Genomic DNA, 15,641 nt, shown 5'->3' on the forward strand with positions numbered 1-15,641 from the left:
TGTATAATAATAAATAAAAATGCAAAGGAGGAAACTATGAACATTAAAGGTAAAATCGTAAGTTTAGGTTTAGCAGCGACTCTTTTAACTACAAGTCTAAACTTAACAAGCTGCCAAACCCTACAACAACCCACACAACAAGGATACCAGGGTGCTGGTGCCGGTGCTTTACTGGGTGCTGTTGCTGGTGCTTTACTAAGTCCAGATAATAGATGGAAAGGTGGAGCAATAGGTGCAGCGATCGGTGCAGTTGCAGGTTATACACTATCGCAGATACAAACCCAATCAGCCCAGCAAGCAGCCCAATATAACCAGCCTGTTCGATATGAAACAACAACTAATGATGGAACACAAGGTGTTGTCCAAGCAGAACCAATTGGTTATAACCCACAAACAGGTTGTAAAAAAGTTAGAATCAAAACTTGGCAGAATGGACAGTTAATAAGTAATATCGTTAAAGAGGTTTGCCCCGCTCAGTAAAAAAACAAGCCGACAAAACATTATAGATATTGTTTTGTCGGCAAAAAATTAACCTTCTTCGTAAGGTTCAAAGTCTACTTTAGCAGCTCCACATACTGGGCATTCCCAGTCGTCAGGAAGTGTTTCAAAAGGTGTACCGGGTGGAACATCAGCATCGGGATCGCCTTTTTCTGGATCATAAATGTAGCCACATACTTTACATTTATATTTTTTCATATACCCTCCTGGTTTGATTCTAAAAGTTTCTTAAATGTTGCAAATATTTTTTTATGCCTTAGTTCGTCTTTTAAAACATCTTCATAAATAGCTTTTGTTTCAGGATCGTTTTCCTGTTCACATATTTTTATGTGTTTTTGATACATTTCTATGGCACCATCTTCTGCTTTTTCGTTTAAGTCCATTATTTCAACTAAATCGTTAGAAAAATGGACTATGTCTGGCGTTATGGCTTCCCTTCCTCCAAGCGCTACTACACGTTTGGAAAAACTTTCTGCATGTTTCATTTCTTCAACAGAAATACGCTCAAGCATTTCCCTAATAACCGGGTGCTTATCCTTTGGCATTCTATAGTGACCAGCCATATACTGCATAATTGCACCAATTTCTGATTGAATAGCTTCGTTTAAAATATCAATAATTTTTTGGCTCATGGCATCTCCTTAACTTTTTGAGCTAATTGCTTGCCAATTTCAAATGCTTTTTGTAAATCTTCGTCAGTTGGTCTAAATCTTACTCTGAATGGCTCAAGTGGCATAGCAAACTTTATATCTTTCATTCTTTGAGCAATAAGCTTTGAAGCTTCACCGCTCCAGCCGTAGGATCCAAAAGCAAATCCCATCTTGCCTCTAATTTTAATTGTAGCAAGGCTTGATAGAAATTCCCAGATTGGCTCTACCGCATCTCCATTTATTGTTGGAGAGCCGACAGCAACTAAAGATGCTCTTTGCACTGTATCCAAAAGGTACGGTTTTTCTTTTTCAATAACATCAACAATATCTTTTGTTATTACTTTTACACCTTCTGATTGTATACCACGTGCTATTTCTTGAGCCAATTTCTTCGTATAGCCATATGCAGAAACATAAAGTACAGCAGCTAATCTTTCCTGCATAGGTTGAGACCATTGTTTATATAGCTCAATATAGTGCTTTGGCTGGGTAAGAATTGGACCATGACTTGGTGCTATAATATCTATATCGAGCTTTTCAATTTTTTCTATGTGTTGCAATACATACTCTTTAAACGGCCTCATTATACCATCAAAGTAAAACCTAAAATCTTCAGAAAAATCTTCTACTTGTGTATCAATCATCCTCTCATCGCAAAAATGGCTACCTAAAAAATCGCATGTAAAAAGTACCTTACTTTCTGGCACATATGTAAACATTGTATCTGGCCAATGGACAAATGGGGCTATAATAAACTTCAACGTCTTGTCACCTAGATCAATTTCTAAATTATCATCTGCTTCTATACAATCATAGCTTTTATTGATAATATTATCCAAAAAAACTTTACCTTGTTTGCTAACAACCAATTTAACATTAGGCATATACTTTAGTAATTCGGGCAAAGCACCTGAGTGATCTGGCTCGTTGTGATTTACAACCAAATAATCAATTTCTTCTGGTTTAACATTTAATTTTTCTAAATTTTCAAGAAAACCTTCAAAAAAGGGCTCCTTAACGGCATCAATTATAGCCTTTTTATTTGTGCCTTTGACCAAATAAGAATTATACGTTGAGCCATGTGCTGTGCGCATTATGATATCAAATATCTTTAATTCAGGATCAAGCGTCGCAACCCAATATATACCATCTTTTACCTCAAATGGATCTCTTCCTGCTTTCAATTTTTACCCCCTTATAAAAAAGGCGCGCAAATTAGCGCGCCAAAAACATTTTATTCTACTTTAATTGCTTTTGAATTTTCCCATACACCGTGAATATTACAGTAACCCCAGGCAAAAAGCGTTGCATCTTCTTCAAGCCTAATCCTGAAAGTTGCCGTAGAATCTGTTACTTCTGGTTCAAAAATAAACTTTCCTATTGATTTTGCTACACCACTTTTTGGTACAACAAAACCTTCGATCCATCCAATATAGTGCTCTTTTGTATTTGGATGTGGTATGTCTTTTCCTACAGTTACGGTTACGCTAAAAAACTCACCTTTTTTAACAGTATCTGGTGCATCAATAACTGGCACGTGTTTTTCCTTTTTTTCATCTGCCTCATATTTTACAAAATCTGCTAACTTTGACATAAAAACCTCCTTTTATTTTAATAATTCAAAATCTCTTTTTGCTGCTCCGCAAACTGGACATACCCAGGTATCTGGTATATCTTCAAATTCGGTACCTGGTTTTATGCCACCATCTGGATCGCCAACTTCCGGATCATAAACCCAACCACATACTTTGCAAACATATTTTTTTCTAATTTTTGATTCTTCGTGAATTGGTGTAGATTTTGGCGCCTGAGCATTCTTAATCTCATGATAATAAGCATACGTCATTGGTTCTTCTTTCTTGAATATATCGGCATCAATTACTTGGCCAATATAGAGTGTGTGCGTAAATACATCTAAACTATTTATAACACGGCATTCTATATAGCCAAGCGTATGCTCAAGCACAACAGGTAATCCGTTTGGCGTTAACAAGTGACTTATTTTTTCAAACTTATCAATGTTCCTGCCACTTTTAAAACCGAAATTGCCAATAAGCGATAATGGTGCTGTTTTAGCAATTATAGAAATTGTAAATAACTTGCTTATTTCAATAAATTCATGCGTATAATTGGATTTATTAATAGATATAGCTATAGTGTTAGGATTATCCGTAATTTGAAATGCAGTATTTGAAATTTGTGCATTAATTAAGTTATCCTTTTTGGAACCTACTATATACAATCCATAATTAATTAAAAAAAGTGCTTTTTCATTCATAATAAACTTCTTTAAAATTTTTCAAAAGCGCTAGCTGGTGCGCCGCATACTGGACATTTATCTGGTGCTTTATCTAATGCTACATAACCACATACGCTACATAAAAATATATCTTTGAAATCTGCGTCTTTATTTTGCTCTAGAGCTTCTTTGGCTTTTTCATACAAGCTTCTGTGATCTTTTTCTACCTGCAAAACCTGGTTAATCCACTTGGCTGCCTTATCTTGATTTTGCTCTTTTGCTACAGCTTCGTAAGCAGGATACATTTCTTCGCTTTCAAAATTTTCGCCTTCCCAGGCACTTTTAACATTATCTAGTGTACTTCCAATACCGTTTAATAATTTTAGATGTCCCGATGCATGTATTACTTCTGCCTGGCTAATTGCTTTAAATAGTCTTGCAATGTTTGTCTTTCCTTCTTTTTCCGCTGCTTTTGCATAATTTAAATATTTCATGTGTGCCTGAGATTCACCTGCAAAGGCTTCCCATAAAAATCTTTCCGTCATCTTTGCCATACTTATACCTCCTTTTTCTTAAATGAATCTTTACTACCGCATTGTGGGCATTTTCTGGGCTTACACTTAGACTCTTTCTCGTAACCGCATTTTTCACATTTGTAAACTGCCATTTTACGCCTCCTTTAACCTTGACTATTCTAATATAATTTTAATAATAATTATCAAAATGTCAATGCTCAAGTATGATACTGTGCATTAATTTTTATATATTCGTATGTCAAATCACTGAAGTATAAATTAAAGTTTGATGCGCCAATATTTAAGTTTATATATATTTTTATTGAATCATTTTGTCTCATGTATTCAAGAAGGGCAATTTTATCAAATTCTTGCGGTCTACCCCAAGAATAAACCAAAAAATCACCAATTTTAATCTCGAGTTTTTCTACATCAATATTTGCACCAGAATATCCAACAGCTGCAATAATTCTACCCCAGTTTGGATCTTTGCCAAATATTGCAGTTTTTACTAGTAAGGAATTAGCTATACTACGTGCTACTTTTTGCGCATCTTCATCTTTATCTGCACCAAAAACAAGTACTTCACAAAACTTTGTTGCACCTTCCGCATCTTTTACTATTTCTTTTGCAAGATACACACAACACTCTGTAAGCTTATCAACAAAGTATCTATAAAATTCGTTTTCTTCGTTTATTAAATCTCCTACTTCATTTAGACTGGCAATAAAAACTGTATCGTTTGTAGACATATCACCATCTACGCTAATTCTATTAAAAGATTTATCAACAGCCTCTTTGAGGGCTACTTTTAAAATATTCTGGGTAATTTTTAAATCAGTAACAATAAAAGAAAGCATTGTTGCCATATTGGGATGAATCATGCCGGCACCTTTTGCAACAGCAGCTATATGAAATATCACACCAGCATATTCGCACTCAATTGATATAATTTTTGGAATTTTATCTGTAGTTAAAATAGCTCTTGCTAAATTTTGTGAATTTTTACCTAAATTATTTTTAAGCTTAGCTAGAGCATTTGTTACTTTCTTTGTTGGAAACTCTTCGCCAATTATACCGGTTTGAGCTATAAAAATCTCGTTTTGTTTAATATTTAGCACAGTTGAAAGTGCTTTTGTTACGTCTTGTATAGCTTGAGCGCCATTTATATTACATGCATTGGCATTGCCACTATTTATTAAAACTGCTCTTATATTTTGCTGAGTTTTTAAAAGTTCTTCATCGTAAATTACGCAGTGTGCTTTTACTTTGTTAGTTGTAAAAACTGCGGCAAAAGTTGCTTCTTTTTCAAAATAAATTAAAGCTAAATCTTCACCTTTTCTCTTAATGCCAGCCCTTACAGCCGAAGTCTTAACCGATTCAAATACATCAAATCCATCATTTGTAATTTTGCAATTCATGGGTAATACGGCTTTAATTTTAAGCCTTCCTCCTCCTTTAAACCAAACATAATATTCATATTCTGTAGAGCTTGTGAGCTCGCACCTTTTAGTAAATTGTCAATAACACTTACTATAATAAGCCGATTATTATCTTTATCAAGTGCAAAAGATATATCACAAAAATTCGTCCCGCTAATATTGTTAATTTGAGGCAAACTTTTAGAAACCCTTATAAAGAATTCATTTCTATAAAACTTTTCGAGTTTTTCAAATAGATAAGATTCATCAAAAAAACCTTTAAGCTTCGCGTATACTGTAGCCAAAATTCCCCTATTTATTGGAAGCAAATGCGGAACAAATGTAACTTTTACAGGCTCTACTAAACTAAGTGTATATTCTATTTCTGGTTGATGACGGTGTTTTGCAACCGAATATGCCTTAAAAGAAGACTCTACTTCGCTAAAAAGTAAATCTTCTCTAAGCGATTTACCAGCTCCGCTTACACCGCTTTTTGCATCAATAATAACATCACTTTCAACAATATCTAAAAAAGGCAGTATAGCCAAAATACTAGCTGTTGCATAGCAACCAGGGTTTGCAATAAGTTTAGCTTTTTTAATTTTTTCTCTATTTAATTCAGGCAAACCATAAACTGCTTCTTTTATTAGATTAGGGCACAAATGTGGTTTATACCACTTTTCATACAAATCTTTAGGTAACCTAAAATCTGCACTTAAATCAATAATGCGAACCTTTCCAAATAGCTTACAAACAAATTCCATTGATATACCATGTGGTAAAGCCAAAAAAACTACATCCAATTTGCTAAGTCTGTTTTCATCTATGGGTTCTATTATTTTATCGCAAATATTTTTTAAAGAAGGAAAAATATCACTTAACGGTTGCCCTACATGGCTTCTTGCTGAAAGATAGTCTATTTCAACCAAAGGATGGTGTAAAAGTAACTTGACAAGCTCCAAACCTGTAAAGCCACTTACACCTACTATGCCAACACGTAGCATAAATAAATTTTATCGCTTTGACCATTGGAAAGATTTGCGTGCCTTTTTCAAGCCATACTTTTTTCTTTCTACACTGCGTTGATCTCTTGTTAAAAAACCTAGAGGCTTTAAAATATTGCGGGCTTGAGGATCAAACATAACAAGAGCCCTACTTATGCCATGCCTTATTGCTTGCGCTTGTGCGGAAAGGCCACCACCTAAAACCTGACAATCACAATCAAGCTTCGATTCATAACCTGTTACTTTAAATGGCTGTTCAATTATAAGTTTTAAACTATTAAGTCCACCAAAATACTCATCTAGCGATTTTCCATTAATGCGAATAATTCCACTACCTTCTTTAAGCCAAACCTTACTAACTGCAGTTTTTCTTTTGCCTGTAGCGTAATACCTATCCATTTTATTCTCCTACTTTTATCTCTTGAGGTTTTTGAGCTTTGTGGGGATGGTTTTCGTCTATATATACTTTTAATTTATTAATGAGTCTTTTTGATAACCTATTTTTTGGTAACATACCCCAAACACCGTGTTTAATCATACGCTCTGGATCTTTAGTTAACAACTTTCTTGCTGTAATTTCCTTTATACCACCTATGTAACCGCTATGAGTAAAGTATTTTTTTTGATCGAGCTTTTTCCCTGTTAGGACAATATCTTTAGCGTTAATAACTACAACAAAATCTCCACAATCAACATTTGGTGTAAAAGTTGGTTTATTTTTGCCTCTTATGATATTTGCGATTTTTACACATAAATCACCAAGCACAACCCCTTTGGCATCTATCAAGTACCATTTTTTATCTGTTGGCTCACTTTTTGCCACAAAGCTTTTCATTACCAATTCCTCCCATTAAAATAAGACGACTCATATATTAAACAATTGAAGCTATTTTGTCAATTACTTTTTAAATTTAGAATTGATCTTGATTAATTGAATTCTTTGAGTAAAATAATAAATGTGAGTGTATGTAAACTTATTATAATAACAGGCAAAGTACAAAACGTGGGTTTTAGAGCATACTTGGAAAATATAGCTAAAGAATTAGGACTTAGTGGGTATGTAAGAAATATAGGCACAAATACAGTAGAAAGTGTTGTATGCGGTGAAAAAGAACTCGTTGCACGATACATAAGTGCATGCAAAATTGGTCCAAAGCGTGCAATTGTAGAAAGCGTTCAAGTTAAAGACGCAAAAAATGATAATTATGAGGGGTTTAGCATATGGCTATAGAATATGAAACAATACTAGAAAAAGCTATTGAGTCTTTTTTTTCCGATAAATATCAACTTGCAAAAAATTACTTTGCGCTTTTAAGTAGCAGCTCGAAATTTGCCCATATAGCTTATTTTGGTATTGTTTGCGTCGATTCTATAAACAGCGGGTATGTTGAAGCTAAAGATTTATTTAAATATTTTTTATTATCAGATTATAATTCTCAAAAAAACATGATAGAGTATTTTTTTGATCATGAAATTTCTTACGAAGAATTCAGTATAGATGAAATTGATTATAATAATCAAACTGTAATGTTAGAGTCAATAGAAGCAGATAGTACATACAGTGATATAATGCTTGGAGAGATATTTGAAAAGATGGGTGATACTCAAAAAGCACTTGACTATCTTACTAAAGCCCTACAAAAAAGACCTTTTGATAGCTTGCTCCATAAAAAGGTTAGCAATTTAGGTAAAAATTCAAAACAATGAACGACTTGCTTGATTCTTTAAAAAAATCCCTGAACCAGCAATTAAAAGCAGTAAAAAAAATAGAAAACATATTAAATGGTTCATTTGTGGAAGTTATCGACCAAATAGACAAATGCGGCGGTAGAATAATTTTTCTTGGAGTTGGCAAATCAGGCCTTATTGCAAGAAAAATTGCTTCAACTTTATCAAGTATCGGTGTTGCTTCGATATTTATTCACCCAACGGATGCATACCATGGCGACCTTGGTATGTTAAAGCCTAATGATTTAGTTGTTTTTATATCAAATTCAGGAAATACTACTGAAATACTTGGTTTGGTTAGCCCTATTAAAAGAATGGGATTAAAAATTATTTCAATTATTGGAAATACAAATTCTGAGCTTGCACATTTAAGTGATTTTATTTTAGATGCAAGTATTGAAGAAGAAGCTTCTCCCATCAAACTTGTACCTATGGCTTCCACCACAGTTGCTCTTGTAATTGGTGATCTCATAGCTTGTGGTCTCATCGTAAAAAGAGGTTTTAAAGATGAAGATTTTGCAATGCTTCATCCAGGTGGTTCTATCGGTAAAAAATTGCTTACATTTGTAGAAGATCTAATGCATAAAGGTAAAGAATTGCCTACTGTCTATTTAGACGATGGCTTTGAACAGGTACTGTACGAAATTTCTTCAAAACGTCTGGGTGTAGCTTTTGTAGTGGATAATTCTTTTACGCTTTTTGGAGTTATTACCGATGGAGACTTAAGAAGGATTTTGGAAAAATATAAAAGTGAAGTTTTTAGCCTCAAAGCCAAAGATATGATGACAAAAAATCCAAAAATAATTGAAAAAAAGGCACTTGCAATTAAAGCTGCCAATATGATGCAAAATTACTCAATTACGAGTCTTGCTGTGTGTGAAAATAACAAAATCATTGGTGTTATACATATTCACGATATAATGAAAGCAGGTGTCATATAGTGATAAAAGTTATTATAATGGATGTTGATGGTGTCTTAACTGATGGCAGGATTATTATTGACGAAAATGGCGCAGAATATAAATTTTTTGATGTTAAAGATGGCCATATCTTTCACATAGTACAAAAACTCGGTTTAAAAATTGCATTTATTTCTGGCAGATACTCAAAGGTTACAACTCAAAGAGCAAAAGAGCTTAACGTTGAATTATGCATTCAAAACCAATTGGATAAAACACAGGCTCTTGAATATATAAAAAATTATTACAATGTAGACTACTCAGAAATTGCCTATATTGGTGATGATATTATAGATATTAAGCCAATGAAAAAATGTGGCTTTAGCGCAGCACCTAGAGATGCTCACCTAAAAGTTAAAATGACAGCAAACTATATTTCTACAAAAAACGCTGGTAGAGGGGCAGTAAGAGAAATTGTGGAAGAAATTTTGAAAATTAATGGTTTTAAAAACTTTTGGGATTAACAGATGTGGGTTAGAGGTACAGAAATTGTTCTTGGCATTATAAGCATTATTTTAATTATGTATATATCAAAAAGCGTGTTTAATATTCAAGCATCACAAAAACAAAAAACTCAAATTAGCTCTTATGCAGAAGATATTCATATAATAAGACTTTCTGATAATTCAACTCAAATAGTAAATGCGTCATTTGCTCAATATATTGGTTCTACTATTTTTGCTAAAAATGCCTCTTTTTTTAACAAAGGCAAATCAGAGTTTCAAATATCAGCAAGCAAATTGTATATTTACCAAAATAATAACGCTTCACTTATAGGCAATTGCACAGCTAAAGGTAAAAACTTTTTAGTAAAAACTCAAAAAGCTTACTGGGATAATGCAAACGAAACTCTATCTTCAAACATAAATACCCGCTTAGAATCAGAAAAAATTGATATAAAAAAATCAAATGGTTTTGCTTACAACAAAAACACAAATACATTGGTTGTATACAAGGTAGATTTATGGATCAAATAAAAACCCTAAGATGCGCTTCGGATAAATCAATTTCTCACAGAAGTGCAATTTTTTCCAGTATTGCATCAGGAAAAACTACAATAAAAAACTATCTATTTGCACAGGATACCTTAAACACGCTTGAAGCATTTAAAAAACTGGGTGTAGATATTGATATAGATAAAACTAAAGTAACAATTAAAGGTACGGGTAAATACTTAAAAGAGTCTTTTGATATCATTAATTTAGGCAATTCCGGCACAGGCATCAGATTAATAAGTGCGGTGTGTGCTGGTCAGAGTTTTTTAAGTATTTTAACCGGTGATAATTCACTAAGAAATAGACCAATGAAACGCATTATTGAGCCTTTAACACAAATGGGTGCAACTATTCTGTCAAGAAAAAATTTTTTGGCACCACTTGCAATATTTGGTAAAGACAAACTAAAAGGTATTAATTATGCTTCCAAAATAGCATCAGCTCAAGTTAAATCGGCAGTCTTAATTGCAGGGCTCTATACAGACGAAAATGTAGAATTTAGTGAGCCTCAAGTATCCAGAAATCACACAGAAATTATGTTAAAGCAATTTGGTGTAGATATAATTTCTGAAAACAACAAAGTTTTTCTTGGTAAACATAGAAAATTAACTGGCGGCTTTGAACTAAACGTGCCAGCTGATATTTCATCTTGTGCATTTTTTATGGTAATGTGTGCATTAAAGCCAAATTGCGAGGCGGTGTTTGCCGATTGTTTAATTAACCCTACTCGAACTGGTATATTGAAAGTTTTTAGCGATATGGGCGTAAACTATGAAATAATTAACAAAAAAACCATGTGCGGCGAAGAAGTTGCAGATATTTTAGTTAAATATTCTCCAAACCTAAAACCTTTTTACATCGATGGTAAAATTTTGCCGACACTAATCGATGAGATACCAATATTATCAATACTGGCTTTGTTTGCAAATGGCAAAAGTATTTTAAAAGATGCAAAAGAACTCAGGGTAAAAGAAAGCGACCGTATTAAATCAATTGTTGAAAATTTAAAAAAATTGGGCGTAAAAGTAGAAGAATTTGAAGATGGCTTTGAAATAGAACCTACTAAAAACATACAAAAAGCCTACATTGAAACCTATTTTGACCATCGCATCACAATGAGTTTTTCTGTGCTAAAAGCGCTTGGGTATAATCTGGAATTATCTGAAACAAAATCACCTACTACATCTTATCCTAATTTTTTTGAACATTTGAAATATTTAGGGAGTTAATTTTATGAAAACTGCATTAACTGAAAAATACCACAATGAGCCTATTTCTTACAAAGAAGCTTTAGATTTATTTGAGAAAGCTGACTTTTTAGACCTAGCTCAAATTGCCAAAAAAATAAAATTGTCAAAAACGGGCAATAAAGTTTATTTTACTATAAACAAACATATAAACTACACAAATGTCTGCTCATCAAAGTGTCTAATGTGTGCATTTTATAGAAACGAAGGCGACAAAGATGCCTATACTATGAGTTTTGATCAAGTAGAAAAAGAACTATCTGGTATTGAAAACTTAAAAGAAGTACACATTGTTGGCGCTTTGAACCCAAAACTTGATTTTTCATACTATATAAAATTATTGGAGACGGTAAAAAAAGCTGCGCCATTAGCCAATATTAAAGCTTTTACGGCAGCCGAAATTGATTTTTTCTCTAAAATCAGCTCTCTAAGTCACACAGAAGTTTTAGAGCAATTAAAAAAAGCAGGTTTGCAAACTATGCCAGGCGGCGGCGCAGAAGTTTTTAGTGAGCGCGTTAGGAAAAAACTATACCCAAAAAAAATTGGATTTGAAAAGTGGGCTTATATTCATGAACTCGCTCACAGTATGGGTATAAAAAGTAACGCAACGCTTCTTTTTGGCCATATTGAAACAAAAGAAGAAATTATTGACCATCTATTCAAATTAAGGCAACTTCAAGAAAAAACAAAAGGCTTTCTATGCTTTGTTCCATTGTTGTTTCACCCGGAAAACACAGTATTTGAAGGACATATTCAAAAGAAAAGCGCCATTGAGCAATTAAGAGTACTTGCTATATCAAGAATTATCCTTGACAATTTTGACCATATAAAAGCTTATTGGGTAATGATGTCAGATAGCATATCTCAGGTTGGTTTGCATTTTGGTGCAGATGACATCGATGGGACTATTGAAAAAGAAAATATATTTCATGCAGCTGGTGCAAAAAGCGCAAGCGGACTATTAAGTGAAAAAATTATTGAAATGGTTAAAAATGCAGGTTTTGTCCCAGTATTAAGAGATGCTTTATATAATGAAATTAAGGTGTATGAATGAGAATATCAAAAAAAGAGGCACTCGAATTATTTGATCTTGACCTTATAGAGCTTGCCAGATTAGCACAAAAAGTAAGGTTTGAAAAACATCCCACAAAGCTTGTTACATTCATTGCAGATACGAATATTAACTATACAAATATTTGCGAGACCAAATGCTCTTTTTGCGCATTTTATAGAAATAAAAATGATAAAGACGCTTATGTTCTAAGTATAGAGCAATTAAAACAAAAAGCCATTGCAGCAAAAGAGCTTGGTCTTAGCACAGTTTTGATCCAAGGCGGTCTAAACCCAGAAATTGAGTATAGCTACTACATAAAAATGGTTGAAGAACTATCAAATATAGGCATACATGTACATGCATTTTCACCACCAGAAATTGATCTTATGTGCAAAATTACAAACAAAAGCCCAAAAGAGGTATTTGAAGACTTAAAAAAAGCAGGACTGCAAACTATGCCAGGTGGTGGTGCAGAAATACTATCAGAGCGTGTACGAAAAAAAATCTCGCCAAAAAAGATTAGTACTGATAGATGGCTTGAAATTATGAAAGCAGCGCACAATGCAGGGCTAAAAACTACCGCTACAATGATGTTTGGCCATATCGAAACAAAAGAAGATATTATAGAACATCTTGAAAATATAAGGAGGTTACAAGATGAAACATCTGGTTTTAGAGCCGCTATAGCGTGGGATTTTAAGCCAGAAAACACGGCATTAAAAAAGCTTGTTACAAAAAAGGCAAGCGGTATTGATTATCTCAAAATACTTGCCATAACACGCATTTATTTGGATAATATCGAAAATATTCAAGCTTCGTGGGCATCGCAGGGAAAACAAATTGGTCAGGTGGCGCTTTACTTTGGTGCAAATGATTTAGGCAGTTTGTTATTTGAAGAAAATGTTATGGCTCAAGCTGGATTTAGAGTAACTTCAACAGTTGAAGAATTAGCAACTCTTATAAAACAAGCAGGATTTATTCCTGCACTTAGAACAACAAACTATGAAATAGTGAGGTATTTATGAAAGAGTGCTTATTTTGTAAAATTTACGAACAAAAAAGCGACGTGTTATTTGAAAATGATAAATTTTTTGTAATTTTAGACAAATTTCCCGTAAATCCAGGTCATATGCTGATAATACCAATAAAACACATTGAATCAATTGAAGATTTAAGCGATAATGACTTTTTTTATTTGAAAAAAGCCATATCAAAATCAAAAGAATTCATTGAGAAAAATGACTTAAAGGATTTATATGAAAACCTTAGTCCTATAAACGAAAAGTCTCTTGATTTTATAGAAAATGCGCTAAAAAGCTCATACATTTCAAAAAAACCTGATGGCTACAATTTTGGACTCAATGAAGGTCAAGCCGCAGGACAAACCATAAGTCATTTGCATTTTCATCTTATTCCAAGATACTTTAACGATGTACCAAACCCAACAGGCGGCATTAGATATGTAATATACGATAAAGCAAATTATAAATCATAAAAAAGGAGTTTTCTATTGGAAGAAAAAAAAGTATTGGGTAGAATATGGATTGATATCGACAATAAAAATTTTTTAGGCAAAGGTAAAATTGAGCTTTTAAAAAAAATTGATGAGTATGGCTCTATATCAAAAGCAGCAAAAGATATGAAAATGAGCTACAAAGCCGCATGGGATATTGTAAAAGAAATAAATACTTTAGCCAAATCCCCCATACTTGAAACAAAAATTGGCGGAGCAGGTGGTGGTGGATCTGTTCTAACACAAAAAGGTAAACAACTTATTGCTGCTTTTGAAGCTATTGAAAAAGATTTAGATAAGTTTTTAAAAAATGCTCAAAATAAAATCAACAAACTACTTCAAGACTAAATACGATATATAGGTTATTTATATAAAATTATTTCTTTAAAAAGCTATAAAAAAATTTCAAATTTATCATTTTTTCCTTGACAAGCATAAAATGATTTTATTATACTGTGACAAAATTACAATTTTGGGGGTCTTATGTTGAAAAAACATGTATCTTTAGCCGTTGCATTGGCGGTTGGTTTGAGTTTTGGTGTGGCAACTAAATCGTTTGCTACAAATGGTTATTTTATGACTGGCCTTGGCGCAAAACAGCTCGCACTTGGTGGCGCAGTGGTGGCTAACCCACAGGATGCATCAACAATCCTTACAAACCCAGCAGGTATTGCATGGCTTCCAACATCAAGCGCATCTGTTGGCGGCGATATTTTTGTGCCACTTAGATACTTAAATGGCCAGGGCAGTCAATCAAATGTGTATGTTGTACCTGCAGCTGGTGTTGCGATAAATCCAAAAGGATGTAACTGCCAAGAGTCAAACTTTACCTGGGGCATTGGCATGTATGGCGTATCTGGTATGGGCGTTGATTGGAACAATCCAAATGGTTTTGGTATGGCAGCACCCCTACAAAAAGTTTATTCAAACATGCAGATGATGGAGATGGATATAGCAGGTGCTTATAGAATAGATGGCCACTTATCCATAGGTTTTGCGCCTGTGTTTGTGTATCAGGCTATGTCACTTGAAATGGATATGAATAATGCCGCGATAGCGAATGCTTATGGTTATGGGCAGTATGCCGGGTCTGCTCCTTTTGCTACAGGTACAGCTGTAAACTCTCTTAATGCTCAAAATGCCTATGGAGCAGGATTTAACTTAGGCCTTGTGTATAAGCTAAACGACATGTGGCAGTTTGGCTTGGCTTATCAGTCAAAGCGCTGGATGCAAACCCTACAGTGGAATACCATACCTAACGCTTTCAATCTTGCAACAGGGCAAGGAATGCTGGGTGGTATGTTTGATGGATATAAAGTACGCATGAGACTTGATATGCCACAAACCATACAATTCGGTGTAAACTTTAGACCAGTAAATAATTTACGTATTGAAGCAGATGCAAAATGGATAAACTGGTCAAATGTAATGGATAAAGTGCCGGTAACTGGCGTAGCAGGCATGAGTTCTTGGGATTTTAACTGGAAAAACCAGTGGGTATACATGCTTGGCGTTGAATACACACCAACACCTCCATTAACACTTATGGCTGGCTTTAACTATGGAAAAAGCCCTGTGCCAAATGGAGAAGCTTTCGGTAATAACATTATAGCTCCAGCTATAGTTCAAACACACCTATCTTTTGGTGCCTCGTATAGTGTAACTCCAAGCGTACAGGTAACTGCTGCATACCAGCACGCATTTGAACACAAACAAAGCGGCACTTTTGAGGGTATGCCAATATCCATAAAAATGCACCAAGACGAATATGCAGTTCAGCTAACTTATAAGTTTTAGTCATTTTTTGCGCCTTGAGAG

Annotated in this window: 23 protein-coding genes; 12 read left to right on the plus strand and 11 right to left on the minus strand. The window is 34.0% G+C overall.

Annotated features, from left to right (window positions below; translation table 11 throughout):
* The first annotated feature begins 36 nt into the window (after positions 1-36).
* Complete coding sequence (locus BLQ93_RS07595) at positions 37-480, plus strand: YMGG-like glycine zipper-containing protein (RefSeq protein WP_092129372.1); 444 nt, start codon at positions 37-39, stop codon at positions 478-480.
* Between the two features lie 48 nt (positions 481-528).
* On the opposite strand, the gene rd (BLQ93_RS07600) is transcribed toward BLQ93_RS07595, so the two are convergent.
* From rd (BLQ93_RS07600) to rplM, 11 genes are all read right to left on the minus strand, one after another.
* Complete coding sequence (rd, locus tag BLQ93_RS07600) at positions 529-696, minus strand: rubredoxin (RefSeq protein WP_084323517.1); 168 nt, start codon at positions 694-696, stop codon at positions 529-531.
* Complete coding sequence (locus BLQ93_RS07605) at positions 693-1,130, minus strand: ferritin-like domain-containing protein (RefSeq protein ID WP_025391429.1); 438 nt, start codon at positions 1,128-1,130, stop codon at positions 693-695. Before BLQ93_RS07605 ends, rd (BLQ93_RS07600) begins: the two co-directional genes overlap by 4 nt.
* Positions 1,127-2,332: an FprA family A-type flavoprotein gene (locus BLQ93_RS07610; protein WP_092129374.1), complete on the minus strand. Its 1,206-nt coding sequence runs from the start codon at positions 2,330-2,332 to the stop codon at positions 1,127-1,129. The genes BLQ93_RS07605 and BLQ93_RS07610 overlap by 4 nt, the downstream gene beginning before the upstream one ends.
* Positions 2,333-2,382: 50 nt before the next feature.
* Positions 2,383-2,742, minus strand: a complete 360-nt coding sequence (locus BLQ93_RS07615) for a class II SORL domain-containing protein (protein WP_025391427.1) — start codon at positions 2,740-2,742, stop codon at positions 2,383-2,385.
* Positions 2,743-2,754: 12 nt separating this feature from the next.
* Entirely contained in the window at positions 2,755-3,426 is a 672-nt protein-coding gene (gene rd, locus BLQ93_RS09810; protein ID WP_092129376.1) for a rubredoxin, read from the minus strand.
* Between the two features lie 11 nt (positions 3,427-3,437).
* A complete protein-coding gene (locus tag BLQ93_RS07625; RefSeq protein WP_025391425.1) occupies positions 3,438-3,941 on the minus strand; it encodes a rubrerythrin family protein in 504 nt (167 codons plus the stop codon).
* A gap of 2 nt (positions 3,942-3,943) precedes the next feature.
* Positions 3,944-4,054, minus strand: coding sequence for an RCKP-type rubredoxin-like domain-containing protein (locus tag BLQ93_RS09815; RefSeq protein ID WP_025391424.1), 111 nt, complete (start codon positions 4,052-4,054; stop codon positions 3,944-3,946).
* 66 nt (positions 4,055-4,120) lie between these two features.
* Positions 4,121-5,323, minus strand: a complete 1,203-nt coding sequence (gene argJ, locus BLQ93_RS07635; RefSeq protein WP_092129378.1) for a bifunctional glutamate N-acetyltransferase/amino-acid acetyltransferase ArgJ — start codon at positions 5,321-5,323, stop codon at positions 4,121-4,123.
* Positions 5,320-6,327 (minus strand): N-acetyl-gamma-glutamyl-phosphate reductase, encoded by a 1,008-nt coding sequence (gene argC, locus BLQ93_RS07640; protein WP_092129380.1) that lies wholly within the window; start codon positions 6,325-6,327, stop codon positions 5,320-5,322. Before argC ends, argJ begins: the two co-directional genes overlap by 4 nt.
* A gap of 9 nt (positions 6,328-6,336) precedes the next feature.
* Complete coding sequence (gene rpsI, locus BLQ93_RS07645) at positions 6,337-6,726, minus strand: 30S ribosomal protein S9 (RefSeq protein ID WP_025391421.1); 390 nt, start codon at positions 6,724-6,726, stop codon at positions 6,337-6,339.
* A 1-nt stretch (position 6,727) separates the two neighbouring features.
* Positions 6,728-7,162, minus strand: coding sequence for a 50S ribosomal protein L13 (rplM, locus tag BLQ93_RS07650; RefSeq protein WP_092129382.1), 435 nt, complete (start codon positions 7,160-7,162; stop codon positions 6,728-6,730).
* A gap of 105 nt (positions 7,163-7,267) precedes the next feature.
* Between rplM and BLQ93_RS07655 the strand changes: the two genes are divergently transcribed.
* The 11 genes from BLQ93_RS07655 to BLQ93_RS07700 all read left to right on the plus strand — a co-directional run bounded on the left by BLQ93_RS07655 (position 7,268) and on the right by BLQ93_RS07700 (position 15,620).
* Positions 7,268-7,558, plus strand: coding sequence for an acylphosphatase (locus BLQ93_RS07655; RefSeq protein ID WP_159427514.1), 291 nt, complete (start codon positions 7,268-7,270; stop codon positions 7,556-7,558).
* Positions 7,549-8,034 carry a tetratricopeptide repeat protein gene (locus tag BLQ93_RS07660; protein ID WP_092129385.1) on the plus strand — a complete coding sequence of 162 codons (486 nt, stop codon included), beginning with the start codon at positions 7,549-7,551 and terminating at the stop codon, positions 8,032-8,034. Before BLQ93_RS07655 ends, BLQ93_RS07660 begins: the two co-directional genes overlap by 10 nt.
* Complete coding sequence (locus tag BLQ93_RS07665; RefSeq protein WP_025391417.1) at positions 8,031-8,996, plus strand: KpsF/GutQ family sugar-phosphate isomerase; 966 nt, start codon at positions 8,031-8,033, stop codon at positions 8,994-8,996. Before BLQ93_RS07660 ends, BLQ93_RS07665 begins: the two co-directional genes overlap by 4 nt.
* Positions 8,996-9,478, plus strand: a complete 483-nt coding sequence (locus BLQ93_RS07670; protein ID WP_025391416.1) for a KdsC family phosphatase — start codon at positions 8,996-8,998, stop codon at positions 9,476-9,478. The genes BLQ93_RS07665 and BLQ93_RS07670 overlap by 1 nt, the downstream gene beginning before the upstream one ends.
* A gap of 3 nt (positions 9,479-9,481) precedes the next feature.
* Complete coding sequence (locus BLQ93_RS07675; protein ID WP_092129387.1) at positions 9,482-9,991, plus strand: hypothetical protein; 510 nt, start codon at positions 9,482-9,484, stop codon at positions 9,989-9,991.
* A complete protein-coding gene (gene aroA / locus BLQ93_RS07680; RefSeq protein ID WP_092129389.1) occupies positions 9,979-11,238 on the plus strand; it encodes a 3-phosphoshikimate 1-carboxyvinyltransferase in 1,260 nt (419 codons plus the stop codon). Before BLQ93_RS07675 ends, aroA begins: the two co-directional genes overlap by 13 nt.
* A 4-nt stretch (positions 11,239-11,242) precedes the next feature.
* On the plus strand, positions 11,243-12,310 hold the full coding sequence (gene mqnE, locus BLQ93_RS09490; RefSeq protein ID WP_173801023.1) for an aminofutalosine synthase MqnE: 1,068 nt from the start codon (positions 11,243-11,245) through the stop codon (positions 12,308-12,310).
* Positions 12,307-13,335, plus strand: a complete 1,029-nt coding sequence (mqnC, locus tag BLQ93_RS09495) for a cyclic dehypoxanthinyl futalosine synthase (RefSeq protein WP_173801025.1) — start codon at positions 12,307-12,309, stop codon at positions 13,333-13,335. The genes mqnE and mqnC overlap by 4 nt, the downstream gene beginning before the upstream one ends.
* Complete coding sequence (locus BLQ93_RS07690; protein WP_092129391.1) at positions 13,332-13,805, plus strand: HIT family protein; 474 nt, start codon at positions 13,332-13,334, stop codon at positions 13,803-13,805. The genes mqnC and BLQ93_RS07690 overlap by 4 nt, the downstream gene beginning before the upstream one ends.
* 15 nt (positions 13,806-13,820) lie before the next feature.
* Positions 13,821-14,171, plus strand: coding sequence for a winged helix-turn-helix domain-containing protein (locus BLQ93_RS07695; protein WP_025391410.1), 351 nt, complete (start codon positions 13,821-13,823; stop codon positions 14,169-14,171).
* Between the two features lie 135 nt (positions 14,172-14,306).
* Positions 14,307-15,620 carry an OmpP1/FadL family transporter gene (locus tag BLQ93_RS07700; RefSeq protein WP_092129393.1) on the plus strand — a complete coding sequence of 438 codons (1,314 nt, stop codon included), beginning with the start codon at positions 14,307-14,309 and terminating at the stop codon, positions 15,618-15,620.
* Positions 15,621-15,641: the final 21 nt, after the last annotated feature.

The sequence above is a fragment of the Desulfurella multipotens genome (assembly GCF_900101285.1).
GTDB lineage: Bacteria > Campylobacterota_A > Desulfurellia > Desulfurellales > Desulfurellaceae > Desulfurella > Desulfurella acetivorans.

Bases quoted from the DNA above. Each gene is read 5' to 3' on its own strand.
- aroA (WP_092129389.1), top strand. From the start codon at position 9,979: ATGGATCAAATAAAAACCCTAAGATGCGCTTCGGATAAATCAATTTCT.
- rpsI (WP_025391421.1), bottom strand. From the start codon at position 6,726: ATGGATAGGTATTACGCTACAGGCAAAAGAAAAACTGCAGTTAGTAAG.
- BLQ93_RS07615 (WP_025391427.1), bottom strand. From the start codon at position 2,742: ATGTCAAAGTTAGCAGATTTTGTAAAATATGAGGCAGATGAAAAAAAG.
- BLQ93_RS07625 (WP_025391425.1), bottom strand. From the start codon at position 3,941: ATGGCAAAGATGACGGAAAGATTTTTATGGGAAGCCTTTGCAGGTGAA.
- BLQ93_RS07675 (WP_092129387.1), top strand. From the start codon at position 9,482: ATGTGGGTTAGAGGTACAGAAATTGTTCTTGGCATTATAAGCATTATT.
- BLQ93_RS07700 (WP_092129393.1), top strand. From the start codon at position 14,307: ATGTTGAAAAAACATGTATCTTTAGCCGTTGCATTGGCGGTTGGTTTG.
- BLQ93_RS09815 (WP_025391424.1), bottom strand. From the start codon at position 4,054: ATGGCAGTTTACAAATGTGAAAAATGCGGTTACGAGAAAGAGTCTAAG.
- BLQ93_RS07665 (WP_025391417.1), top strand. From the start codon at position 8,031: ATGAACGACTTGCTTGATTCTTTAAAAAAATCCCTGAACCAGCAATTA.
- BLQ93_RS07595 (WP_092129372.1), top strand. From the start codon at position 37: ATGAACATTAAAGGTAAAATCGTAAGTTTAGGTTTAGCAGCGACTCTT.
- argC (WP_092129380.1), bottom strand. From the start codon at position 6,327: ATGCTACGTGTTGGCATAGTAGGTGTAAGTGGCTTTACAGGTTTGGAG.
- mqnE (WP_173801023.1), top strand. From the start codon at position 11,243: ATGAAAACTGCATTAACTGAAAAATACCACAATGAGCCTATTTCTTAC.
- rd (WP_084323517.1), bottom strand. From the start codon at position 696: ATGAAAAAATATAAATGTAAAGTATGTGGCTACATTTATGATCCAGAA.
- BLQ93_RS07660 (WP_092129385.1), top strand. From the start codon at position 7,549: ATGGCTATAGAATATGAAACAATACTAGAAAAAGCTATTGAGTCTTTT.
- rd (WP_092129376.1), bottom strand. From the start codon at position 3,426: ATGAATGAAAAAGCACTTTTTTTAATTAATTATGGATTGTATATAGTA.
- argJ (WP_092129378.1), bottom strand. From the start codon at position 5,323: ATGAATTGCAAAATTACAAATGATGGATTTGATGTATTTGAATCGGTT.
- BLQ93_RS07605 (WP_025391429.1), bottom strand. From the start codon at position 1,130: ATGAGCCAAAAAATTATTGATATTTTAAACGAAGCTATTCAATCAGAA.
- mqnC (WP_173801025.1), top strand. From the start codon at position 12,307: ATGAGAATATCAAAAAAAGAGGCACTCGAATTATTTGATCTTGACCTT.
- rplM (WP_092129382.1), bottom strand. From the start codon at position 7,162: ATGAAAAGCTTTGTGGCAAAAAGTGAGCCAACAGATAAAAAATGGTAC.
- BLQ93_RS07690 (WP_092129391.1), top strand. From the start codon at position 13,332: ATGAAAGAGTGCTTATTTTGTAAAATTTACGAACAAAAAAGCGACGTG.